This window comes from Candidatus Binatia bacterium, from assembly GCA_036563615.1.
Lineage (GTDB): Bacteria > Desulfobacterota > Binatia > UBA12015 > UBA12015 > DATCMB01.
Window position 1 is genome coordinate 923,671 of sequence record DATCMB010000006.1, and the last position, 21,994, is coordinate 945,664.

At 71.5% G+C, this 21,994-nt stretch carries 21 protein-coding genes; 10 read left to right on the forward strand and 11 right to left on the reverse strand.

Annotated features, from left to right (window positions below; genetic code table 11):
• Positions 1–97: 97 nt before the first annotated feature.
• The 4 genes from VIS07_06970 (at position 98) to VIS07_06985 (ending at position 4,567) form a co-directional block, all read left to right on the forward strand.
• Positions 98–1,015 carry a class I SAM-dependent methyltransferase gene (locus tag VIS07_06970; GenBank protein ID HEY8515236.1) on the forward strand — a complete coding sequence of 306 codons (918 nt, stop codon included), beginning with the start codon at positions 98–100 and terminating at the stop codon, positions 1,013–1,015.
• A 120-nt stretch (positions 1,016–1,135) separates the two neighbouring features.
• Complete coding sequence (locus tag VIS07_06975) at positions 1,136–2,368, forward strand: glycosyltransferase family 9 protein (protein ID HEY8515237.1); 1,233 nt, start codon at positions 1,136–1,138, stop codon at positions 2,366–2,368.
• 28 nt (positions 2,369–2,396) lie between these two features.
• Entirely contained in the window at positions 2,397–3,461 is a 1,065-nt protein-coding gene (locus VIS07_06980) for an NAD-dependent epimerase/dehydratase family protein (GenBank protein ID HEY8515238.1), read from the forward strand.
• The gene (locus VIS07_06985) at positions 3,458–4,567 is read left to right on the forward strand and encodes a radical SAM protein (protein HEY8515239.1); all 1,110 of its coding nucleotides are present in this window, start codon (positions 3,458–3,460) and stop codon (positions 4,565–4,567) included. The genes VIS07_06980 and VIS07_06985 overlap by 4 nt, the downstream gene beginning before the upstream one ends.
• 67 nt (positions 4,568–4,634) lie before the next feature.
• Here the strand turns inward: VIS07_06985 and VIS07_06990 are convergent, their stop codons facing one another.
• The 9 genes from VIS07_06990 to VIS07_07030 all read right to left on the reverse strand — a co-directional run bounded on the left by VIS07_06990 (position 4,635) and on the right by VIS07_07030 (position 12,662).
• Complete coding sequence (locus VIS07_06990) at positions 4,635–5,855, reverse strand: zinc-dependent alcohol dehydrogenase (GenBank protein HEY8515240.1); 1,221 nt, start codon at positions 5,853–5,855, stop codon at positions 4,635–4,637.
• Positions 5,852–6,877, reverse strand: coding sequence for an SRPBCC family protein (locus VIS07_06995; GenBank protein ID HEY8515241.1), 1,026 nt, complete (start codon positions 6,875–6,877; stop codon positions 5,852–5,854). The genes VIS07_06990 and VIS07_06995 overlap by 4 nt, the downstream gene beginning before the upstream one ends.
• A 324-nt stretch (positions 6,878–7,201) precedes the next feature.
• On the reverse strand, positions 7,202–7,540 hold the full coding sequence (cutA, locus tag VIS07_07000) for a divalent-cation tolerance protein CutA (protein ID HEY8515242.1): 339 nt from the start codon (positions 7,538–7,540) through the stop codon (positions 7,202–7,204).
• A 32-nt stretch (positions 7,541–7,572) separates the two neighbouring features.
• The gene (locus VIS07_07005) at positions 7,573–9,030 is read right to left on the reverse strand and encodes a cellulase family glycosylhydrolase (protein ID HEY8515243.1); all 1,458 of its coding nucleotides are present in this window, start codon (positions 9,028–9,030) and stop codon (positions 7,573–7,575) included.
• Between the two features lie 62 nt (positions 9,031–9,092).
• Positions 9,093–10,595 carry a YifB family Mg chelatase-like AAA ATPase gene (locus tag VIS07_07010; protein HEY8515244.1) on the reverse strand — a complete coding sequence of 501 codons (1,503 nt, stop codon included), beginning with the start codon at positions 10,593–10,595 and terminating at the stop codon, positions 9,093–9,095.
• Positions 10,596–10,813: 218 nt separating this feature from the next.
• Positions 10,814–11,701: a tetratricopeptide repeat protein gene (locus VIS07_07015; GenBank protein ID HEY8515245.1), complete on the reverse strand. Its 888-nt coding sequence runs from the start codon at positions 11,699–11,701 to the stop codon at positions 10,814–10,816.
• On the reverse strand, positions 11,691–11,894 hold the full coding sequence (locus tag VIS07_07020) for a sulfurtransferase TusA family protein (GenBank protein ID HEY8515246.1): 204 nt from the start codon (positions 11,892–11,894) through the stop codon (positions 11,691–11,693). Before VIS07_07020 ends, VIS07_07015 begins: the two co-directional genes overlap by 11 nt.
• A 49-nt stretch (positions 11,895–11,943) precedes the next feature.
• Positions 11,944–12,294: a hypothetical protein gene (locus VIS07_07025; GenBank protein ID HEY8515247.1), complete on the reverse strand. Its 351-nt coding sequence runs from the start codon at positions 12,292–12,294 to the stop codon at positions 11,944–11,946.
• Positions 12,295–12,341: 47 nt separating this feature from the next.
• Positions 12,342–12,662, reverse strand: a complete 321-nt coding sequence (locus tag VIS07_07030; protein ID HEY8515248.1) for a DUF3467 domain-containing protein — start codon at positions 12,660–12,662, stop codon at positions 12,342–12,344.
• A 52-nt stretch (positions 12,663–12,714) separates the two neighbouring features.
• On the opposite strand from VIS07_07030, the gene VIS07_07035 reads away from it, so the two are divergent.
• Positions 12,715–14,724, forward strand: coding sequence for an ATP-dependent helicase (locus tag VIS07_07035; protein ID HEY8515249.1), 2,010 nt, complete (start codon positions 12,715–12,717; stop codon positions 14,722–14,724).
• A gap of 15 nt (positions 14,725–14,739) precedes the next feature.
• Here VIS07_07035 and VIS07_07040 read toward each other — a convergent pair whose 3' ends face one another.
• On the reverse strand, positions 14,740–15,411 hold the full coding sequence (locus VIS07_07040; protein ID HEY8515250.1) for a hypothetical protein: 672 nt from the start codon (positions 15,409–15,411) through the stop codon (positions 14,740–14,742).
• Positions 15,412–15,564: 153 nt separating this feature from the next.
• Here VIS07_07040 and mce point away from each other — a divergent pair, with 153 nt between their 5' ends.
• The 3 genes from mce to VIS07_07055 all read left to right on the forward strand — a co-directional run bounded on the left by mce (position 15,565) and on the right by VIS07_07055 (position 19,204).
• On the forward strand, positions 15,565–15,981 hold the full coding sequence (gene mce / locus VIS07_07045) for a methylmalonyl-CoA epimerase (GenBank protein ID HEY8515251.1): 417 nt from the start codon (positions 15,565–15,567) through the stop codon (positions 15,979–15,981).
• A 74-nt stretch (positions 15,982–16,055) separates the two neighbouring features.
• Positions 16,056–17,933, forward strand: a complete 1,878-nt coding sequence (locus VIS07_07050) for an AAA family ATPase (protein HEY8515252.1) — start codon at positions 16,056–16,058, stop codon at positions 17,931–17,933.
• Entirely contained in the window at positions 17,930–19,204 is a 1,275-nt protein-coding gene (locus VIS07_07055; protein HEY8515253.1) for a hypothetical protein, read from the forward strand. Before VIS07_07050 ends, VIS07_07055 begins: the two co-directional genes overlap by 4 nt.
• Before the next feature lie 57 nt (positions 19,205–19,261).
• On the opposite strand, the gene VIS07_07060 is transcribed toward VIS07_07055, so the two are convergent.
• The gene (locus VIS07_07060; GenBank protein HEY8515254.1) at positions 19,262–20,035 is read right to left on the reverse strand and encodes an SDR family oxidoreductase; all 774 of its coding nucleotides are present in this window, start codon (positions 20,033–20,035) and stop codon (positions 19,262–19,264) included.
• A 166-nt stretch (positions 20,036–20,201) separates the two neighbouring features.
• On the opposite strand from VIS07_07060, the gene VIS07_07065 reads away from it, so the two are divergent.
• The gene (locus VIS07_07065) at positions 20,202–20,846 is read left to right on the forward strand and encodes a TetR/AcrR family transcriptional regulator (GenBank protein HEY8515255.1); all 645 of its coding nucleotides are present in this window, start codon (positions 20,202–20,204) and stop codon (positions 20,844–20,846) included.
• Positions 20,847–20,890: 44 nt separating this feature from the next.
• Positions 20,891–21,970 (forward strand): diiron oxygenase, encoded by a 1,080-nt coding sequence (locus tag VIS07_07070; GenBank protein HEY8515256.1) that lies wholly within the window; start codon positions 20,891–20,893, stop codon positions 21,968–21,970.
• The last annotated feature ends 24 nt before the right edge of the window (positions 21,971–21,994 follow it).

Genomic DNA, 21,994 nt, shown 5'->3' on the forward strand with positions numbered 1-21,994 from the left:
CCGGCGCGGCCCACCCACCGCGTCCCGGACCACCGGTGGCGACGCGCGGCACGGACCCTCTCGCCGTGCGCGTGGCGTTCGTGTAGCCAGAGCCGAGATGGCTCGTTCCTCGATGGCGAACACGGTGTCCGCGACGGCCACCGCCGGCGCGACGACGCAGCCGCGCCGCTGCCTGGTGTGCGGCGGCACCGACGCGCGCCCGCTGCACGGACGCGGCAGTCCGCTCGTGCGCTGCCGCTGCGGTCTGGTGTTCGTCGACCCGCTGCCGACGCCCGAGGAGATCGCGGCGCGCGAGGACGAGGCGTTTCACGGCGGGCTGCGCGACGAGACCGCCGAGATGTTCACCGCGTACTACCGCAACTTCCCCGACGACCCGGTGGTGCGCGGCTTTCGCAACACGGTCGCGCGCCTGTACGCGCTCACCGGCGGCGGCAAGCTGGTCGACGTCGGCATCGGCACCGGGCTCTTGCTGCACCTCGCCGCGGAGCGCGGCTTCTCGCCGCTCGGCGTCGAGATCTCGGCGGCGGCGGCGGAGAAGGCGCACGAGGAGTTCGGCGTCGAGGTGCGGGTCGGCGACTTCATGTCGGTCGACGTCGGCGACCCGCCGTCGGCGATCACCATGGCCGACGTGCTCGAGCACACGCGCGACCCGCGCGCGTTCTTGACGCGCGCCTACGATCTGCTGCGTCCGGGCGGCGCGCTGTTCGTCGCGGTGCCGAACCACCGCTCGACGCTGTTCTGGACCGCGGACTTGATCACGCGCATCCCGCCGCTCGCGCCGCTCGCGAGCCGGCTCTACGTGCCGAACCACTACTACTACTTCACGCCGAAGACTCTCGTGCGCCTCGTCGAGGAGGTCGGGTTCCGCGTCGAGACGACGCGCGGCGAGAGCCCGTATCTCGGCCGCTACAACTTCTCGCTGCCGGTGCGGCTCGGGCTCGCGACGCTGATCGCGCTCGGACGCGCCACCGGGCTCGAGGCGCGGGTCGAGGTGTATGCGGTCAAGCCCGCCTGACGCGCCTCGCGGCGGCGACCGTCGATTGACGGCGCTTCTTCGGCGGTGGTACGGAAAGCGCCGTCTTTCTCGTAGCTTGGCGCACGGTGGCCGATCGTCGCGACCGGTCGTCGTCTCCCTATGAACCTCCGTCTCGCACGCTACATCGACCGCTGGGCGGGGCTCGCCATCTGCTGGGTTCTGTGGCTCGTGGCGCGGCTGCACGGGCGCCTCGTCGGACGCGAGGTGGTGCCGCCGCTGTTCGCGACCACGCCGCAGGATCTGACCGCGAACGTCAGGCCGCCGCGGCGCGTGCTGGCGATCAAGTTCTACGGGCTCGGCAACATCGCGATGATCCTGCCGACGCTGCAGGCGATGCGCACGCCCGAGCCGCCGTGCGAGATCGACTTCCTCACCTTGCCGGGCAACGTGCCGCTCCTGCGCCAGAGCGGGCTCGTCCGTCGGGCGCTGACGGTGGAGGTGAGCAGCTTCGGAGCGTTCCTGCGCTCGATCGTGCGTCTCGGCTCCGAGCTGCGACGAAACCGCTACGACGCCGTGCTCGACTTCGAGCAGTTCATGAAGCTGTCGGGCATCCTCGCCTTCGCGACCGGCGCGCGCGCCCGCGTCGGGTTCAACACCGAGGGTCAAGCGCGCGGCTGGCTCTACACGCACCGCATCGCCTACGCCGACACCGACCACATGGCGGACATCTTCATGCGCACCGCGCTGCCCTTCGGACGCGCGATGCTGCCGGCGCCGCGCGTGCGCTTGACGGTCGACGACCAGGACCGCGCGCGGGTGTTCGCGAAGCTCGGTCTCACCGCCGGTGAGCCGGTGGTCGCGATGCACGTCGGCACCGGACCGAACTACAACATCATCGCGCTCAAGCGCTGGGAGGTGGAGCGCTTCGCGGCGCTCGCGGACGATCTCGTCGAGAAGCGCGGCGTGCGCATCGTCTTCACCGGTCAGGGCGTCGAGGAGGCGGAGCTCGTCGCCGGCGCGATCGCTGCGATGCGCGCGCGCGACCGCGCGATCTCGGCGTGCGACCGCCTGACGATCCCCGAGCTCACGGCGCTGCTCGAAGCGGCGACCTTCGTGGTCTCGAACGACACCTCGGTGATGCACCTCACCGGGCTCGTCGGCACCCCGGTCGTCGCGCTCTTCGGTCCGACCGAGCCGCGCATCTACGGTCCGCGCGGCGAGAGCGACGTCGTGTTCTACAAGGGCCTGTTCTGCAGTCCCTGTCTCTCCAACTACAACCTCAAGATGAGCCGCTGCGTGAACCCGGTCTGCATGCGCGCGATCACCGTCGAGGAGGTCGTGCGCGGGATCGACGCACGTTTCCCGGCGGCGCCGCGCGCGGCGAGCCTCTAGGCGCGCGGCGATCCCAGCACGAAGACGGATGGAAGCACTGATCACCGGATCCTCGGGCGTCCTCGGCCAGAGCCTGCTGCCGCAGCTCGCGGCGCGCGGCGACCGGATGCGTCTGTTCGACATGGTGCCGTGCCCCGACGACGTGAAGACGGGGCTGCGCGCGGTCGCGCGCGACGGCGGCGGCGTCGCCGCGGAGATCCAGGGCGACATGCGCGATCCCGCGGCGCTGCGCCGCGCGATGGACGGCGTCGAGGTGGTCTACCACCTCGCGGCGGGCCAGCGGATGAAGCCGCAGTTCGCCGGCATGTCGGAGCAGGAGATCTACTCGATGAACCTCTCCGGCGTGCGCAACGTCCTCGACGCCGCGCGCGCCTGCCGGGTGCGAAAGGTGGTGTTCATTTCGAGCTCCGGGGTCTACGGTCTTCCCATGACCCCGCTCGTGCACGAGGACACGCACCCGAAGCGGCCGCTCGGCGCGTACGGGCGCTCGAAGCTCGAGGCGGAGGAGCTCTGCCTGCGCGCGGTCGAGCAGGGTCTCGACGTGACGATGCTGCGCCCGATGAGCCTGTTCGGCGACGGCATGACCGGCGTCTTCGTCCTGCTGTTCGACTGGGTGCGGCGCGGACGGCGCGTGTTCCTGCTCGGCAACGGCAAGAACCGCGTGCAGATGGTGTCGGCGGACGACGTCGCGCGCGCCGCGATCCTCGCAGCCGAGGCGAAGGACGCGGCGGGTCTGATCGTCAACATCGGCTCCGACCCGGCGACGGTGCCGACCGTGCGCGAGCAGGTCGAGGCGTTGATCCGCTACGCCGGCTCGCCGTCGCAGGTGACGCCGATCCCGGCGGCGCTGCTGCGCAACGCGGCGCGCGTGCTGAACGTCTTCGGGCTGTCGCCGATCGTTCCCGAGCACTACCTGCTCGCCGATCGCAACTTCGTGCTGGACATCACGCGGGCGCGCGAGCGGCTCGGCTGGGAGCCCGCCGGCGACAACGTGCAGATCACCTGCGAGGCCTACGACTGGTACCGTCAGAACTGGGAGAAGGTCGCGCCGAAGCCGAACCCGGCGCTGCGTCTCCTCGAGGCGATCACGTGAGGCTTCGCACGTACGCGGCGCTCGCGGCGAAGGCGACGGAAGCGAACTTCCGCCGGTTGTCGCACCCGTTCAAGCTCACCTTCTGCATCACCTACTGGTGCAACTACCGGTGCCAGACCTGCAACATCTGGCAGATGAAGCCGCGCGACGAGCTGAAGCTCGACGAGATCCGCGCGTTCTTCCGCAACTCGCCGGACTTCCTGTGGGTCGACCTGACGGGCGGCGAGGTCACGCTGCGCAAGGATTTCGTCGAGATCGCGCACGCGGTGCTCGACTCCTGTCCGAACCTGCTGCTGCTGCACTTCCCGACCAACGGATACTTGACGGACAAGATCGTCGAGAACACGCGCCGCATCATGGAGCGTCGTCCCGAGAAGCTCATCATCACCGTCTCGACCGACGGTGACGAGCGAATGAACGACGAGATCCGCGGCGTCGAGGGCGGCTGGCAGCGGCAGATCGAGACCTTCCGCCGCCTGCGCGAGATCCCCGGCGTCGAGGTCGTGCTGGGGATGACGCTGTCGGCGAAGAACGTCGACCACTTCCCGCAGGCGTTCGCCGCCGCGGAGAAGGCCGTCCCCGGCATCACGTACCGCGACTTCCACGTCAACATCGTGCACGAGTCGCCGCACTACCTCGGCAACACGAACCTCTCGCTGCGGCGCAACGTCGCCCCGGACGCGCTGCTGCACGCCGTCAAGCAAGTCGCGAAGCTGCGCGGCACGCCGCGCGGCCCGGTCGGCTACCTCGAGCGCGCGTACTTGAAGCACGTGGGACCGTATCTCAAGACGGGGGTCACGCCGATGCGCTGCCACGCGCTGTCGGCGTCGTGCTTCGTCGACTCGTGGGGCAACGTCTTCCCCTGCACGATCTACGATCGCAAGCTCGGCAACCTGCGCGAGGCCGACTACGACCTGCGGCGCATCTGGAGCTCGGAGCTCGCGGTGCAGACGCAGAAGGAGATCTGGAGCTACGATTGCCCGCAGTGCTGGACGCCGTGCGAGGCGTACCAGTCGATCATGGGCAACTTCCTGGTCCCCGGGCGCACGACCAGCGAGGACGCGGCGAAGGCCGTCGAGGAGGGGACGGCGCCTCTCCGGCCGTAGATTCGACGCGGCGCCGAGGCGGCGTCGCCGCGGCCGTTTCCCACCCGAGCGCGGCGACGCGTGCCCCTCAGTACGGCGCCGTGATGTTGCGCGCCAGGTTGCCGTTCCCGTTGGGCGCGCCCGGTCGGAGCACGACCTTCATGCACTCGTCCTGCTTGTGCAGGAAGGTCTCGTAGCCCTGCGGCGTCTCGTCGAGCGACATCCGGTGCGTGACGACGAAGCTCGGGTCGATCTCGCCCGAGATGATCCGCTCGAGCAGCGGCTGCATGTAGCGCTGCACGTGGGTCTGTCCGGACTTGATGGTCAGCGCCTTGTTGACCACCGCGCCGAACGGGATCTTGTCGAGGAGCCCGCCGTAGACCCCGGCGACCGACACCGTGCCGCCGCTGCGCACGCACATCAGCGCCTGGCGCAGCACGGGCGGGCGATCGGTCTCCATCATGAGCGCTTGCTTGACGCGATCGTAGGCGCCGAGCATCCCCGGCAGGTGGCCCTCCATGCCGACGGCGTCGATGCAGGCGTCCGGCCCGCGGCCGCCGGTCATGGCGCGCAGCGCCTCGTAGACGTCGACCTCCTCGTAGTTCAGCACCTCTGCGCCACAGAGCTCGTGCGCCATGCGCAGCCGGTAGGGGAAGCGGTCGATCGCGATGACGCGCCCCGCGCCGAGCAGGAACGCGCTCAGGATCGCGAACTGTCCGACCGGACCGCAGCCCCACACGGCGACCGTCTCGCCCTTGCGGATGTTGCACGCCTCGGCGGCCATGTAGCCGGTCGGCAGGATGTCGGAGAGAAAGAGCACCTTCTCGTCGTCGATGCCGTGCGGGATCTTGATGTGATTGACGTCGGCGTACGGCACGCGGACGTATTCGGCCTGGCCGCCCGCGTAGCCGCCGAGCATGTGCGAGTAGCCGAAGATTCCGCACGGCGAGTGGCCCCAGAGCTTCTCGGCCATCCAGGCGTTCGGATTCGAGTTCTCGCACAGCGAGAAGAGCTTCTCGCGGCAGAAGAAGCAGTTGCCGCACGCGATCGGGAACGGGATCACGACCCGGTCGCCGACCTTCAGATCGCCGACGCGCGGCCCGACCTCGACCACCTCGCCCATGAACTCGTGGCCCATGATGTCGCCGGCCTGCATGGTCGGGATGAAGCCGTTGTAGAGGTGCAGGTCCGAGCCGCAGATCGCGCTCGAGGTGATGCGGACGATGGCGTCGCGCGGGTTGAGGATCGTCGGATCGGGAACGTCCTCGACCCGGACGTCGCGCTTGCCGTACCAGCAGTTCGCCTTCATATGCCCGCTCCGTGGCTCGCGCCGTGTGCGCGGCCGTGCTGCTCTGCGTGCCGCTGTCGCGCCGCGAGGTGCTCGCGCTTGCGTCCCGACGGCTGACCCTCGGTGGTCGGGATCTCGCCGGTCTCGAGCATGCGCTTGAAGCGCCGCAGGCCCTCGCGGATCTGCGCCTCGGGATCCTCGCCCAGCATCTTCGCCGCGAGCGCGCCGACCACGCCGAGCGGCGGCGAGTAGCTCATCTGCAGCTCGACCAGCGTGCCACGTCCCGCCGGGTCGGGCGTGAAGCGCACGCAGCCCGCGGTCACGACGTCCGAGCCCTCGACCGACGTCCAGGCGATCTCCTCGCCGGGCACGTCGCGCGTGATCTCGGCTTCCCACTCGACGCGCTTGCCCGCGGGTCCCTTCGCGACCCAGCGCGAGCGCTCGCCGCCGAGCTGCGTCACCGACTCGAGGTGCTCCATGACGATCGGCAGGTTCTCGAGTCGCCGCCAGAACGCGTAGGCCTCGCTCCGGTCGGGCGTGACCGCGATGCTCTCGATCACGTCGACCGAGCTCGTTCCCGTCGCGGGACCGGCGTCCGAGATCGAGCGCCGCGTGAGGCGGTCGCCGGTCATGGTGTCGAGCGCGGTGACGCCGCCGACGGCGGCGAGCGCGCCCAGCACGCGTCCCGGCTTCGAGGTATGGCCGAGCGCCGCGAGCAGCAGCCCGATGTCGAGCGCGTCGCCCGCGACCCGGCTCCACACCCAGCCCGCCGGACGGGGCAGCGACGACAGGATGCCGACCCCGCTCGCGATCTCGCGCAACCCGAGCGCGCGGATCAGGTGCCGGTGGTCGTCGAGGCCGAGGAATCTCGACAGCGCGCGCGGGGCTGCGATCTCGGCGAGGCCGAGCCCGATGCTGAGCCAGCCGAGGCTGCTCGCGACCGTCGAATCCTTCCCGGCAGGTCCGCCGTTCGTTCCGTACGAGCGCCCGATGCGCGCGTCGAGCGGCGGCGCGGCGCCCTGGGGCGCGGTCTGCGTGCTCATGCCGATCCTCCTCCTCGCTGCGGCGTTGCTTCGAGGAGGGCGAACGGGTGCAAACGGCTTGCCCGGCGCGCCGCGCACGCATTGCCGTGTGCGGGCGCGGTCGCGCGCTTTCGGCGCGGAAGATCCGTCCGGCGGAAGTTGCTGCGTCTGTAGAAAAGTCGACGCGCGAAGGACGATTCGACGCGGCGTCGGCGGCTGCGGACGCGGTCGTGCGGAGCAGGGCGGGGCGAGTTGCTTGACGGCGCGCGGCGCTGCTTGCGGTGGCTACCGTCTTGGAAGGGTGCGCCGCCGCCGTCTCCCGGATCCCCGCTGCGTGCCGGCGGGCTACCCGACCGACTCCACGAGCCAGCGCGCGTACGCAGGGGCGACGAACGTCGGATCGAGCGCGACCACCTCGGGCACCTCGTAGGGGTGCACCTCGCGCAGCGCCTCGACCAGCGCGTCTCGACGCGCGCGCGTCGTCTTGACGATCAGCAGCAGCTCGCCGTCGTCCTGCACGGCGCCCTGCCAGCGGTAGATCGAGCGCACGCCGGGCAGCACGTTGACGCACGCGGCGACGCGGCGCTCGACGAGCGTGCGCGCGACGCGCACCGCGTCCTCCTCGTTCCCGACGGTGGTCAGCACCACCACCGCTTGCTGCTCGCTCGACGCTTCCGTGCTCATGCGCCGCCGGCTAGCCGAGGCGCAGCGCAGGGTCAACGCGCGGCGGGCGCGACGCGCACCGTGTGGACCTCGCCGACCGTGCGCCGCGGGCCGCGGTAGACCAGCAGGCGCTGCAGCCGCTCGTCGAACGTCCAGCGGTCGCCCGGCGTGACCTCGACGGTGAAGCCGTCCGGGTAGCGCAGGCGCGCCGGCAGGAAGATCTCCGTCGGGTCGGGAGGGCGGCGTTTCGGGTCGTCGCGAAAGGCGAAGCGCCACACGCCGCTCTCCTCGTCGAGCTCCATCTCGATCGGCAGCCCGGCGATGCGCCGCGCGTACGGACGCGCGAGGACGCGCGCGACGCTCCCGTCGTGGATGTCGAGCGCGAGCTTCGCGCGCGGGTCTTCCTTCGGCACGACCGCCCACAGCGCGCCGCTGGCGAGCTGGCGGTCGAGCTGCGCGAACGAGTCGGCGACGAACGGCAGCGTCGTCGGACGGTACGCTCCCGCGGGTGCTCCGTCGCTGCCGACGAGCCCGACGAGCAACGGGCCGCCGAGCGCTTGCGCGAGCCGTCGCGCGCGCTCGTAGTCGGCGGCGAGCCGCTCGCCGCCGCGCGCATCCGCTGGCGGGCCGAACGTCTGACCGAAGAGGTGCGGCGCGAAGACGACGCCCGGACCGAAGCCGCGCCCTACTGCGGCGAGCGGCTCGTCCGGCGTCGCGGCCGGCTGGAAGGCGAGGGCGTGCGGCGCGTCGGTCGAGCGGACGCTCTTCTGCAGCGTGCGGTAGAAAGGTGCCAGCGCGGTGACGACGAACTTCGCTTTGGACGAGCAGCCCGCGGCGGTCGGCTCGTCGAGCAGGTCGAAGGCGAAGATGCGCTTGTCCTGCTCGTAGTACGCGGCGACGATGCGCCACGCGTCGGCGTAGTGCTCGAGCAGCGGGCGCCCGTCGGACGCCTCCGCGCCCGCGAAGAACGCGCACTGCGCGCGCGCGATCCGCATCCCGAGCGGCACGCCTTCGCCCGCGTCCCCTTCCGACGGGAGATCCGGGCACGTCCACGGCCTACGCGGGCGACCGTCGACGCACGCCGACCAGCCGGCGTGCATCGCCAGCACGACCGGCATCCCGGCGTTGCTCGCGAAGCGCAGCAGCGGATCGACGCGCTGGCGCAGGTACTCGAGATCGAAGTCGCCCGGGCGCGGCGCGACCGCGCGCCACGGGACCGGAAGCCGCACCAGGTTGAAGCCGAGCTCGGCGAGACGGCGGAAGTCGTCCTCGTCCGTGTCGGGCACCGGACCGCGCGTGCGACCGCCGACGAGCGCGAGATAGTCGACGCCGCGCAGCAGCACGACGCGCTCCTTCGCATCGCGGAACCAGCGCCCATCGGGGTGAACGAGCAGCGGCTCGAGCGTCGGCGGCGCGAGCACGCCGCGGTCGCACGCGGCGAGGAGAGAAAGCGCCGCGAGCGCGAAGACGACGAGGACGCGGGCCGCGACGCCGTGCGGGCGACGCTGCACCTCGCGCGCGGCTGTCGACCCGCATCGCACGATCGCCGTGCATATCGTGTCGCGGCCGCTGCTCAAGAGGCACAGCGGTCGAGCATCCGGTACTGCAGCGCCTCGGCGACGTCCTCGCTGGTGATCGCGTCGCGTCCGGCGAGATCGGCGACCGTGCGCGCGACCTTCAGCACGCGCGCGTAGGCGCGCGCCGAGAGCCGCAGACGCTCGACCGCGCGCTCGAGAAGGCGCTCGCCCGCGGTGTCGAGGCGACAGTGCCGGTCGAGGTCGCGGCTCGTGAGCTGCGCGTTGCACGTGAGGTCGCGGCGGCGGTAGCGCGCACGCTGCCGCTCGCGCGCGGCGACCACGCGCTCGCGCACCTCGCGCGAGCCTTCGACGGGACGCGCGCCCGCGAGCTCGCGGTAGGCGATCGCCGGCACCTCGATCTGCACGTCGAGGCGATCGAGCAGCGGGCCGGAGATGCGCGATCGATAGCGCTGCACGGCGCCCGGCGGACACGAGCAGGCGTGCGTCGGGTCGCCGGCGTAGCCGCACGGGCACGGGTTCATCGCGCAGACGACCTGCGTGCTGGCGGGGAAGACGTACGAGCCGGTTGCGCGCGCCACCACGACCGTGCGCTCCTCGAGAGGCTGGCGCAGCGCCTCGAGGCACGCGAGCGGGAACTCCGGCAGCTCGTCGAGGAACAGCACGCCGTGGTGCGCGAGCGCGACCTCGCCCGGACGCACGGGACGACCGCCGCCGATCAGCGCCACCTCGGAGGCCGTGTGGTGCGGCGCGCGCACGGGACGCGAGGTGATCATCGGCCGCTCGCCGAGCAGCCCGGCGATGCTGTGCACCGCCGTGCACTCGAGCGCCTCCTCGAGCGTCAAGTCGGGCAGGATGGTCGCGAGCCGGCGCGCGAGCATGGTCTTGCCCGCGCCGGGCGGGCCGATCATCAGCACGTTGTGGCCGCCGGCGGCGGCGACCTCGAGCGCGCGCTTCGCCGCGGCTTGACCGCGCACGTCGGCGAAGTCGAGGTCGTACGAAGCACCCGCGGCGAGCAGCGCCGCCGCGTCGACGCGCGCCGGCTCGATCTTCAGCTCGCCGCGCAGCAGCCCGAGCGCCTCGCTCAGAGTCGCCGCGCCATACACCTCCTCGACGCCGCCGAGCGCCGCCTCGCTCGCGTTCGCGCTCGGAACCAGCAGGCGACGGATCCCCGCTCGGCGCGCCGCGAGCGCGATCGGCAGCGCGCCGTGGATCGGCTTGATGCGTCCGTCGAGCGCGAGCTCGCCCGCCGCGACCACGCCCGTCAAGCGCTCCTGCGGCAGCTGCTCGGCAGCGGCGAGCAGCGCGAGCGCGATCGCGAGGTCGAACGCGGCGCCCTCCTTGCGAAGGTGCGCCGGAGCGAGGTTGATCGTCACCTTGCGCTCGGGCACCTGCAGGCCGCAGTTGCGCAGCGCCGCGCGCACGCGGTCCTTGCTCTCGCGCACCGCGCTGCCCGGCAGCCCGACGATCGCGAAGTTCGGCAGGCCGCCCGCGACGTCGACCTCGACCTCGATGACGTGCGCCGCGATGCCGGCGATCACGGCGGAAAGCGCTGTAGCGGTCACGCACCCTCGCGAGGGGGTCGGGGCAGAGCCGGACTATCGGGCGCGTCGCGCGGCGGCAAGCGCGTCGCGCTGCTGGCGAGACATAATTTCGCGAGATCGCGTTGCTCGTGGACGACGAGCTCGTGGACGGCGTGCACGCGCGCTCGACACGCGCCGGCGTCGGCGCCGTGCGCGAGAACGCTCGGAGGCGCCGCTCAGCGGCGGCGCAGCAGACGACGGTACTGCTGCAGGTGCCGCCGCGCGGCCGCGCGGTCGCCGAGCGCCAGGTAGAGGTTGCTCAAACGCTGGTGCGCGTCGGCGAGATCGGGCGCGACGTTCAGCACGTGCTGGTAGCGCCGCACCGCGAGACGCAGGTCGCCGCGATCCTCGGCGAGCAGTGCGAGGTTGAACAGCGTCGTCGGCTCGTCCGGCGACAGCGCGAGCGCGGCGAGGTAGTGGCGCTCGGCTTCCGCGAAGTTGCCGCTCTCGTGCTCGAGGCGTCCGAGGTTGATGTGCGCCGGGGCGACGAAGGCGTCGTACTCGAGGACGCGTCGGTAGGCTTCCTTCGCGGCCTCCGGGGAGCGGTCCTCGAGCGCGAGCGCGCGGTCGAATGCGCGCTGCGCCTCGCGCTCGTCGGGCGAGTCGGCGTCGTCGAGCGCGCGGACGCGCGAGCGGCGTCCGTCGCGGCTCGAGCCGTCGAAGCGCAGCAGGAGCTGACCCGAGTCCGCGTACCAGCGGCGCGTGCCGTCGGCGACGACGACGCGTCCGCGGTCGATCGAGAAGGTGAGGCTCGAGGGCTCGCGATCTTCGACCTGCTGGCGCAGGCGCGCGAGCACCTCCGCGACCCGACGCGGCGAGTAGCCGGCGTCGAACATCGCGCGCGCCGCGCGCAGCGTCATCAGGTCGCGCAGCGAGTACTCGTAGCGTCGACGCGGTCCGCGCGACGGCGAGAGGAAGCCCGCGCGGATGCAGCGGCGGACGCGCGACGGGCTGAGGCGCGTCAAGCGCGCGATCTGGCGGGTGGTGAAGACCTCGCCGGGAAGGCCGCCGGCCGCGCGACCGCGGTGGCTGCCGCCCGAGCGGGACGAGCGCTCAGCGCTCAATCTCGATCCGCCAGCCGTCGCCCAGGTCGCTCACCTCGATGACGGCGTAGCCGTGCGCCTCCGCGGCGCGCGGGATGTCGCGCACCGCGCGGGCGTCGTCCACCACCAGCGTGAGCCGCGCGCCGACCGGCATCTCCTCGAGGCGCACCTTGGCGCGCGCCCAGTTGAGCGGGCAGCGAACGCCGCGCAGCACCATCTCCTCGTGCTGCGGCGTCTCCGTGCTGCGGGCGTCGTGTGCCGTGCTACTCGTCGAGGTTCTCCTCTCGGATCGGCTCGTCGTGCGCCGGTTTCTCCGCATGCTCCGGCTCGCGCGGACCGGCGATCGCCTCGCCGGCGCGCTGGAAGCCCTCGCCGGTCTTCTCGAGCACCGTGCTCACGCCCTCGCCGGTCTTGGTGATCACGGTGTCGAGCGCCTCGCCGACCGCCTCGCCGGCGCGCGTGAGGCCGCGCTTGGTCGCGCTGCCCGCGCTGCTCATGCCGCTCTGGACGGCGCCCGACGCGCCGTCCTCGGCCACCGCCGGGACCGGCGTCGTGACGCTCCCGAGGAGCGCCGCGATCAACGCCGTCCCCGCCAGCGTGCGAATTCGAATCATGCCGACAGGGTATCGAGCGTCGGGCCGGCGCGCGAGGGGCAGGGTGCTCACTGCAGGACCGACGGCAGATCCGTCGCCTCGTGGATCGTCCCGTACTGCGCTTCGTAGCGTCGCACGTTGTCCTCGAGGGCGCGCAGCACGCGCTTGGTGTGCTCGGGCGTGCTGATCACGCGTGCGCGCAGGCTCGCGAGCGCCTCGCCCTTCGGTCCGCGCTGCGGCTGCACGAAGAGGAAGTCGAGCACGAACTCCTCGCGGCGGTGCGAGATCATCGTCAGGTTGGAGTACACGCCGGGTGCGACGCCGGGGTCGGCCTGAATGGTGATCTGCTGCGTCGTCCCGGGCACGTTCTGCCGTCCTTCGTTGGCCATGGCGGCGACCATGCCACGGAGCCTTCGGCGTGTCATCTGGAACGGTGCTACGGTGCGCGTCCGAGTCATGGCGACGTACACGATCAAGCGCGCGCCGAGCGTGCAGCGGAGCTACCGCATCGACTACGAGGCGGAGCTCAACGAGGCGCAGCTCGCCGCGGTGACCACGCTCGAAGGTCCCGTGCTCGTCGTCGCCGGCGCGGGAAGCGGCAAGACGCGCACGCTGACCTACCGCGTCGCGCGGCTCGTCGAGAGCGGCGTCCCGCCGAGTTCGATCTTGCTCTTGACGTTCACGCGCCGCGCCGCGCAGGAGATGCTGCGTCGCGCCGAGGCGCTGCTCGCGACCGGCGGTCTCGAGGGCGCGACGGGCGGCACCTTCCACTCGTTCGCGAACACGATCCTGCGCCGCTTCGGACGGCGCTTCGGCTGGCCCGACCGCTTCACCATCCTCGACCGCGGCGACGCGGAGGACACGATCAACCTCGTGCGCACGCGGCTCGGCCTCGACCGCACCGAGCGCCGCTTCCCGCGCAAGCAGACGCTCGCGACGATCTACTCGACGGCCGCCAACAAGTCGCTGCGCATCGCCGACGTCGTCGAGCGCGAGTACCCGCACCTGATCGAGGACTGCGACGACATCGTCGCCTGCCACGAGGCCTACGAGGCCTACAAGCGCGAGCGCGCGCTGCTCGACTACGACGACCTGCTGATCCACCTGCGCGACCGGCTGCTCGAGCACCCCGAGTTCGCGGCGCGCCTGCGCGAGATCTTCCGCTGGGTGATGGTCGACGAGTACCAGGACACGAACCAGCTGCAGGCGGACATCGTCGCCGCGATCTGCGCGCCGAATGGCAACGTGATGGCGGTCGGCGACGACGCGCAGTCGATCTACGGCTTTCGGGGCGCGGACTTCCGCAACATCATGGAGTTCCCGCAGCGCTTTCCCGGCGCGCGCATCATCACGCTCGAGGAGAACTACCGCTCGACGCAGCCGATCCTCGATCTCACCAACGCGATCATCGCCGGGGCGAAGCAGCGCTACGCGAAGCGGCTCTTCACCCGCAAGACCCACGGCACGCGCCCGCAGCTGGTCCCGGCGCCCGACGAGCGCTGGCAGAGCGCCTTCGTCCGCCAGCGGATCCTCGAGCTACACGAGGAGGGAATCCCGCTCAATGAGATCGCGGTGCTGTTCCGCTCCTCGTTCCACTCGTTCGACCTCGAGCTCGAGCTCGCGCGCGCGGGGATCCCGTTCGTCAAGCGCGGCGGCTTCCGCTTCGTCGAGACCGCGCACGTCAAGGACGTGCTGGCGCACCTGCGCGTGATCGAGAACCCGCGCGACTCGGTGTCGTGGCACCGCATCCTGCTGCTGCTCGAGGGCGTCGGACCGAAGCTCGCGACGGCGGTCGTCGACTGGCTCGCGAGCGACGCGCGCGGCGTCGCCGCGCTCGCGGAGTTCCCGGGCTCGAAGCACGCGCGCGGACCGGCGCTCGGGGCGCTGCGCCAGCTCGGCGCGTTCCTCGCGTCGCTCGATCCCCTGGCGCCGCCGGTCCACCTGCTGCAGCAGGTCGTGACGCACTACCGCCCGGTCCTCGAGCGCGTGCACCGCGACGACGCGCCGAAGCGGATGCGCGACCTCGAGCAGTTCGTCACGCTCGCCGAGCGCTACCGCAGCCTGAGCCGGATGCTCGCCGACATGGCGCTCGAGCCGCCGAGCGACAGCGTCGGCGACGTCATGGCGGTCGACGTCGAGGAGGGCGAGATGCTGACGCTCTCGACCGTGCACTCGGCGAAGGGGCTCGAGTGGCACACGGTGTTCGTCATCTCGGTCGCCGAGGGACGCTTCCCCTCCGCGTACTCGGTCGGCGAGGACGAGATCGAGGAGGAGCGGCGGCTGCTCTACGTCGCGTGCACGCGGGCTCGCGAGAACCTCTACCTGACCTATCCCACCGTGCTGCACGAGCGCGCCGTCGGTCCGGTGGTCGTGCGGCCGTCGCGCTTCCTCGCCGACCTGCCGCGCGGGTTGCTCGAGGAGGTGACGCTGGTCGAGGAGGGCGCGGAGTAGGGCGCCGACGAGCGCCTACGCCTCGCCCTTGCGGCGCGCCGCGATCGCCGCCGCGGCGGCGCGCAGCAGATCGATGCCGCTCATGCCGTCGACCAGCTCGTGGGCCGCGGCTTCCTCGGGCGACTCGTCCGCGGCGCGATCCGCCGCGACCGCGCCGGCGCGTCGGCCGCGGCTCGGCGCGGCGAACGGCGTGCCGCGCACCACGACGCGGAAGAGGCTCGACTCCCGCTGGTAGAAGCCCTTGCTGTGGAAGGAGTTCGGCAGCGAGAACAGCACGAAGTCGAGGTGGTGGCAGACCTCGTGCAGCAGCGTGCGCAGGAACGTGCGCGTGCGGACGACGTCGCCGCGCTTCGCCGTCCGCATCCACAGCGTGATGCGGTCGTAGCCGCCACCGCCCGCGTCGGGCGAGTAGAGGCCGTGCAGCTCGCCGCGACGGTCGTGCGGCCGCACGCCCTGGACGCGCACGCGCACCGTCGGCACGCCGAGCGCGGCGCAGATCCGGTTGACCAGCACCTGCGAGGCACGCTCGGTCGCGTGCTGGTCGTCCGCCTGCAGCATGCGGTCGAGCTCGAGCACCGCCTCGCTGAGGGCAGGGCTCGGCTTGAGCCGCACGTACGAGATCGCGTCGCTGCGCTCGTACTCGCGTCGCTGCGCGGCCGGAAGCCGCCGCCACCATTCGCTGGGCATCGTCAAGAAGCGCCGCCGCCGCGCCGTCGGGGCGCGACCGGCACTTTCGCGCTTGTCGCACGGCGTCCGATCGCCCGCAACGCTCGATCGTTGCGTCGCTCACGGCGACGCGCCGGTTGACAGCGGGCCCATCGCACCACTTAAAGGAGGGGCATGCTGCGCCGCATCCATCACGTTGGCATCGTCGTTCGCACGCTCGAGGAGGGCTACCGCTTCTACCGCGACGTGCTCGGTCTCCCGTTGATCAAGGAAGCGACGGTGCAAGACCAGGGCGTCCGCGCAGCGCTGCTCCAGTGCGGCGAGAGCGAGATCGAGCTGCTCGAGCCGATCGACCCGCAGGGCGGCGTCGCGAAGTTCCTCGCGCGCCGCGGCGAGGGGCTGCACCACGTCTGCTTCGCGACCGACGACGTCGCCGCGGAGCTCGAGGCCACCAAGGCGAAGGGAATCCCGGTCATCGACCAGCAGCCGCGGCGCGGGTTGGCCGGAATGATCTGCTTCCTCCACCCCAAGGCGCAGCACGGAGTCCTGATCGAGTATGCAGAGCCGTTCCCGGAGGACGCGGGCCACTGATCGCGCCCGCGTAGTGAAGACACCGGCCCCGACGGGCGTCCAATGTCCGTCTCCGCCGGGCTCGTGGCGCTGCGATGTACGAGAAATTCTTTGGGATTGACGAGCCGCCGTTTCGGCTCACTCCCGATCCGCGCTACCTCTTCCTCTCCGCGAAGCATCGCGAGGCGCTCGGTCACCTCGTCTACGGGATCCACGAGGGCGCGGGCTTCGTCGCCATCACGGGCGAGATCGGCGCCGGCAAGACGACGCTCTTGCGCTCGCTGCTGAGCCGCGCCGACGACACGACCCAGTACGCGTACATCCTGAATCCGGTCCTGACCGGGCTCGAGCTGCTGCAGGAGATCAACCACGAGCTCGGCATCCCCTCGACCGGGACGCGGCGCGAGATGCTGTCCGCGCTCAACCACTTCCTGCTCGACCAGAAGCGACGCGGCCGGCGGGTCGTGGTGGTGATCGACGAGGCGCAGGCGCTCGACGGGGCGACCCTCGAGGAGCTGCGCATGCTGTCGAACTTCGAGACCGAGACGGCGAAGCTGCTGCAGATCGTCCTCGTCGGGCAGCCCGAGCTGCGCGACCTGCTCGCGCGCCCGGAGCTCGAGCAGCTGAATCAGCGCATCACGGTGCGCTGGCACCTCGGCCGTCTCGATCGCGACGAGACCGCGAAGTACGTCGCGCACCGCGTGACCACCGCCGCCGGCGGGCGGCCGCGGTCGCTGTTCACGCGCGGCGCGCTGTCGCAGATCTACGCCTACTCGCGGGGCGTACCGCGGCTGATCAACATCGTCTGCCACCGCTCGCTGCTGGTCGCGTACGCCAACGACCGGACGCGGGTCACGGCGCGCACCGTGCGCCAGGCGATCAAGGAGATGCGCGAGCCGGCGCCGGCGCGTCCGGGACGCGCCCGCGCGCTCGCGTTCCGCGCGGCGATCGCCGCGGCGGTCCTGGCGATCGTCGGCACCGGCGGCGTCATCGCCTGGCAGCGGAGCAGCGCGCCGCCGGCCGCCGTCGCCGGGAAGCCGAACGCCACACCCTCGCAGTCCGCGACCTCGGCGTCGGCCACCTCTGCGGAGCGCTACGCCTACGCCGACGCGGAGACGATCGGCGAGGGCTCGGGGCCGATGGCCGACGGCGAGGACCTCGTCGACGTCGCCACCGCCGCGCCCGTCGATCCGCTCGCGCCGGGCGCGCTGGCGGCGGCCTCGGCGTCGCCGGGCGTGACGCCGACCTTCGGCGGGCGCGAGCCCGACCTCGCCGTCGAGCGCGCGACGCTCGCCAACGCGCTCCGGCAGATCACCCCGGGCAACAGCGCGTACGAGGCGACGGAGGCGTTGCTGCGCGCGTGGGGCGTGCCGCCGCTCGCGCCGGCCGAGGCGTCGAGCTCGGTGCTCGACCTGCCGCAGATCGCGCGTGCGCGAGGTCTCGAGTATCTACCGCTGCAGGGCAACTTGACGATGCTGCGCGTGCTCGACCTGCCGGCGATCCTCGAGCTGGTGCCGGACGACGGCTCCGGCGTTCGCTTCGCCACCGTGGAGTATCTCGGCGACTACGCCACGGTCTCGGTCGGCCGCACCTCGATCGACGTGTCGCCGGAGGTGCTCGGCGAGGCGTGGTTCGGCAAGGCGCACCTGTTCTGGCAGGACCTCGACCGCCTCGGTCCGATGCTGACGCTCGGCACCTCGAGCCCCGCCGTCGTACGGCTGCACGAGCTGCTGCGCGCAGCGGAGGTCTACGACGGGGCGAGCACCCGCACCTTCGCGCCCGAGACGGAGGAAGCGGTGCTGCGCTTCCAGCGCAGCCGACGTCTGGTCGCGGACGGCAAGGTCGGACCGCTGACCATGATCGCGCTCTACCAGGCGGTCGCGGGCGACCGCTTGCCGCATCTCGGCGACGTGCCGGAGCGGGTGGAGGGGGATGGGGACAGGTTCAGCGCACTGCCGGGAGGCGAGAATTGAGCACGATCCTCGATGCGCTGCGCAAGGCGCAGGACGAAACGGGCGAGCCGCGCACGAGGCGCGTGGCGCCCCTGCCGGACGGTGTGCCCCCGCCGCCGCGACGGCCGCGTCGCAGTCGGCTCTGGATCGTCTCGCTGGTGCTGCTGGTCGCAGCCTTCGCGGGCGGGCTCGCGCTCGGCGACCGCCTGGGCGCGCTCTTCGGCAGCTCGACGCCCGCCGACGCGCCGGCGCCCGTCGCGGTCGCGGGCGACGCTGCGGAATCTCCCGGGCTGGAGCAGGCCAAGATCGAGCAAGCGCAGCCCGAGCAGGTGAAGGCGGACGGGCTGCCCGCGCCGCGCGTCGCGGCGGTGCCGACGAAGTCGTCGTCGGAGCGCACCTCGCGCCGCGAGCGCGCCGATCGCACCGAGCGGCCGCGTGGACGTCTCCTGCGCGAGGATCGTCTGGCGGCCGCGCGCGCCGAGCGCCGCGAGCGGGCGTCGCGCACGGCGTCGGCGCGCGACGCGTCGGTGGCGGCGCAGCCGACCCCGATGGGTCAGCTCGAGATCATCGAGGGCGGCAAGGATCTCGCGCGCAAGGCGGCCGAGGAGCGCGCCGAGCGGCTGAAGCAGCTCCGCGAGCGCATGCTCGAGGCGCGTCGCGCGGCGCAGGAGCGCGCCGCCGCACGTCCGGCGAAGGCGCCGATCCCGATCATCGTTCCGCCGTCCGCAAACGGCTCGGGGGCGACGGGCGGCGAGGCCACGGCCGCGGCGCCGCCGCAGGACCGGGTCGCGGCGGTTCCCGCGGCGCCGAGCGCGCCGCCGCGTCCCGAAGCGCCGGCGCCGAGCGCCGCCGAGTCGGCAGCGCCGCAGGCCGAGACGACCGCGCCGTTCGGCGTGCGCGCCGCAGCCGAGCTCGAGCCGGAGTCGGTCGGCGTGCCGCCCGCCGTGGCGGAGGCGCCCGGGGCCGAGGCGCCGGCGGTCGCGCCGGCGCCGGTCGGCAGCGGTGCGGGTCAGCCGGAGCAGCCGGTGGAGGTCGCCGCCGTCCAGCCGAGCAGCGGGGGCGAGCCCCCGGTCCTGCGACGGACGCCCGGCGACGCGCCGCAGGTGTCGATCAACATCCTGCAGTGGTCGTCCGAGCCGTCGCGTCGCTTCGCGTTCGTCACCGTCGACGGCGGCAACATGCGCCAGATCCGCGAGGGCGACCGCATCGGCAGCCTCACCGTCAAGCGCATCTACGAGCAGATGATCGAGTTCGGCTACAACGACTCGACCTTCCGCCTGCGCGCCAACTGACGAGAGCTGCGCGCGAGACGGCGGCGAGGCGTCGCCGCCTCGCCGCGCTGGAGCGCGTCAGCCCAGCATGATCATCCCGCCGTCGACGCACAGCACCTGACCGGTGATCATCGCGCTGTCGTCGGAGGCGAGGAACACGGCGGCGCCGGTCAGGTCCTGCGGCTCGAGCGGCCGCTTCAGCGCCATCATCATGTTGATGATGTAGTTCATGATGTCCTTCGGGACGGTCTTCTTCGTCGCCTCGGTCATCGTCGGTCCCGGCGAGATCGCGTTGCAGCGGACGTTGCTCGGTCCGCCGGCGCCCGCGATGAAGTGGGTGAGGGCGCTGATCGCCGCCTTGGTGATGCTGTAGTGGAAGCTCGGCAGCTCGTCGTCGTGGGCGACGTATGGGTGCATGTACGCGGCGGCCGACGTCTGGGTGATGATCGAGCCCTTCTGCTGCCTCTTCATGAAGGGGTACACGGCGCGCGCCGACAGCCACACGCCGAAGAAGTTCACGTCGAAGATCTTCCGTAGGTAGGCGTAGGAATGGTTCTGGTTGTCGATGTCGTAGAAGATCGCCGCGTTCGCGATCAGCGTGTCGATCCGGCCCCACTTGTCGACGACCGTCTGCGCCATGCGCCGGGTGTCGTCCTCGCTCGACACGTCGACCGGGACGAAGATCGCGTCGCCGCCCTTCGCGCGGAGCGCCGCCGCGACGGCCTCGCCCTTGTCGCGGTTGATGTCGGCGACCGCCACGCGCGCCCCCTCTTCGACGAAGCGATGCGCGTAGGCCTCGCCGATCCCCTGACCGGCGCCGGTGATGATCGCCACGTTGTCTTTGAGCTTCATGCTGCCGTCTCCTCGCTGGCTGGTCGGACAACGAACGAGCCGACGCCGTAGCACGAAGCCCAGGGCTCACGAAGCGCGGGAACGTGGACGAAATCCCCTTGACACGCGTCCGACCGGTCGGGATAGTAGGAACGACCGATCGGTCGGGCGCCGGTAGGTGAGAACGATGTCGATACCGAGCGTGAATCCCGAGACCAGCTCGCGCGAGCGCATCCTCGACGCCGCCGAGGCGCTGTTCGCCAAGCGCGGCTACGCCGGGGTCGGGCTGCGCGAGGTGGCGGAGGTCGTCGGCCTCGGCAAGTCGTCGCTCTTCCACCACTTCAAGAACAAGCCGCAGCTCTACGCGGCGGTGTGCGCGCGGATCCTGCGCCGCATCGAGGAGCGTCTGATGCGCGCGCTCGCGGCGGGCGGCACGCCGGTCGAGCGGCTCGAGCGCTGGCTCGACGACCTGATCGACACGCTGGCCGACAACCCGAGCTACGCGCGCGTGCTGCTGCGCTCGCTGTTCGAGGACGACGAGCTCGGCGGCGACATGCCCGAGGAGGTCGAGGCCGACCGCGCGATCCAGAGCGTCATGGGCGGCGTCGCGGCGCTGCTGCGCGAGGGCATGAGCACGGGGCAGTTCCGCGCCGCCAACGTGCCGCACCTGCTGCTCTCGCTGGTCGGGCAGATCATCTTCCCGTTCGCGTCGGGGGACTTCGGCAAGGAGATCCTCGGTCGCGACGTCTACGACCCGGCCGAGGTCAAGCGACGAAAACAAGAGCTGAGGGACTTCATTCGCTTCGGGCTCGTCGCGCGCACGTCGACTTGACGCGCGACGCGAGCGGCCACCGCGGAGTCAAGGAGGATTGCAGCATGGAGAAGATTCTCGCGGAGTACAGGAGAAAGATCGGCGACTTCGAGGTCGTCGACGTCGACGAGGATCGCGTCGCGCAGCTGCGCGCGCAGCTCGACATCGACGTGCCGATCGATCTCCACTGGACCTGGAACTACGCCAGCGAGGCGGAGGAGCTTCGCGCGCTCTACGAGCGCGGCAAGCGCGGTCAGTGGAACGCGGAGGAGGACATCGACTGGTCGCAGCCGCTGCCGCTCGACGAGTGGTTCCTGCCGCGCGAGAACCTGCTCATCCTGCCGACGATCCTGACCCACATGGGCGCCGACGAGGAGACCTGCAAGCGCGCCGCGGTCGACGAGTTCGCGTACACCATGTCGCAGCTCCTGCACGGCGAGCAGGCGGCGCTGCAGCTCTGCGGGCAGCTCACCAACGTCTGCCCGACCATGGACGCGAAGTTCTACGCCGCGTCGCAGGTCGCGGACGAGGCGCGCCACGTCGAGGTGATCGCGAAGCTCCTGCAGCGCAAGATCGGCAAGATCTACCCGATCGGCGGCACGCTCAAGGTGCTGCTCGACAAGCTGCTCGAGGCGCCCACCTGGAAGACCAAGACGCTCGGCATGCAGACGCTCTTCGAGGGCGTCGCGGTCGGCATCTTCGACACGCTGCAGAAGGCCTCGAAGAACCCGCTGCTGAGCGACATCATCCGCCGCGTCAAGCAAGACGAGGCGCGCCACGCGGCCTTCGGCATCCTCACCATGCGCAAGACGGTGAAGGAGGCGACCCCGGAGGAGATGGTCGAGATGGAGGACTTCGCGTTCAACATCCTCGAGACGCTGAACGCGAACCAGCAGCTCGACATGCTCCACGAGCTCGCGCCCGAGTACGGGCTCGATCCGGAGGCCGTGGTGCAGATGGGTCTGAGCCTGCCCGACTGGGCGAAGCTCAACAGCGATCTGTTCATGCACACGGTGATCCCGAACCTCGCGCGCCTCGGGCTGATCACCGAGCGTACCGAGGAGAAGTACCGCGCGTGCGGCATGATGTACGGCGACCGCTTCGGCGCCGGCGTCGACACCGACGTGCAGGCCAACATGCACTGAGGGAGGTGGCGACGGGGCGCGCGC

Excerpts from the sequence above, each read along its gene's own strand:
- VIS07_06970 (HEY8515236.1), top strand. The coding sequence starts at position 98 with ATGGCTCGTTCCTCGATGGCGAACACGGTGTCCGCGACGGCCACCGCC.
- VIS07_07070 (HEY8515256.1), top strand. The coding sequence starts at position 20,891 with ATGGAGAAGATTCTCGCGGAGTACAGGAGAAAGATCGGCGACTTCGAG.
- VIS07_07065 (HEY8515255.1), top strand. The coding sequence starts at position 20,202 with ATGTCGATACCGAGCGTGAATCCCGAGACCAGCTCGCGCGAGCGCATC.
- cutA (HEY8515242.1), bottom strand. The coding sequence starts at position 7,540 with ATGAGCACGGAAGCGTCGAGCGAGCAGCAAGCGGTGGTGGTGCTGACC.
- VIS07_07025 (HEY8515247.1), bottom strand. The coding sequence starts at position 12,294 with ATGATTCGAATTCGCACGCTGGCGGGGACGGCGTTGATCGCGGCGCTC.
- VIS07_06975 (HEY8515237.1), top strand. The coding sequence starts at position 1,136 with ATGAACCTCCGTCTCGCACGCTACATCGACCGCTGGGCGGGGCTCGCC.
- mce (HEY8515251.1), top strand. The coding sequence starts at position 15,565 with ATGCTGCGCCGCATCCATCACGTTGGCATCGTCGTTCGCACGCTCGAG.
- VIS07_07060 (HEY8515254.1), bottom strand. The coding sequence starts at position 20,035 with ATGAAGCTCAAAGACAACGTGGCGATCATCACCGGCGCCGGTCAGGGG.
- VIS07_06990 (HEY8515240.1), bottom strand. The coding sequence starts at position 5,855 with ATGAAGGCGAACTGCTGGTACGGCAAGCGCGACGTCCGGGTCGAGGAC.
- VIS07_07030 (HEY8515248.1), bottom strand. The coding sequence starts at position 12,662 with ATGGCCAACGAAGGACGGCAGAACGTGCCCGGGACGACGCAGCAGATC.
- VIS07_06995 (HEY8515241.1), bottom strand. The coding sequence starts at position 6,877 with ATGAGCACGCAGACCGCGCCCCAGGGCGCCGCGCCGCCGCTCGACGCG.
- VIS07_07050 (HEY8515252.1), top strand. The coding sequence starts at position 16,056 with ATGTACGAGAAATTCTTTGGGATTGACGAGCCGCCGTTTCGGCTCACT.
- VIS07_07040 (HEY8515250.1), bottom strand. The coding sequence starts at position 15,411 with ATGCCCAGCGAATGGTGGCGGCGGCTTCCGGCCGCGCAGCGACGCGAG.
- VIS07_06980 (HEY8515238.1), top strand. The coding sequence starts at position 2,397 with ATGGAAGCACTGATCACCGGATCCTCGGGCGTCCTCGGCCAGAGCCTG.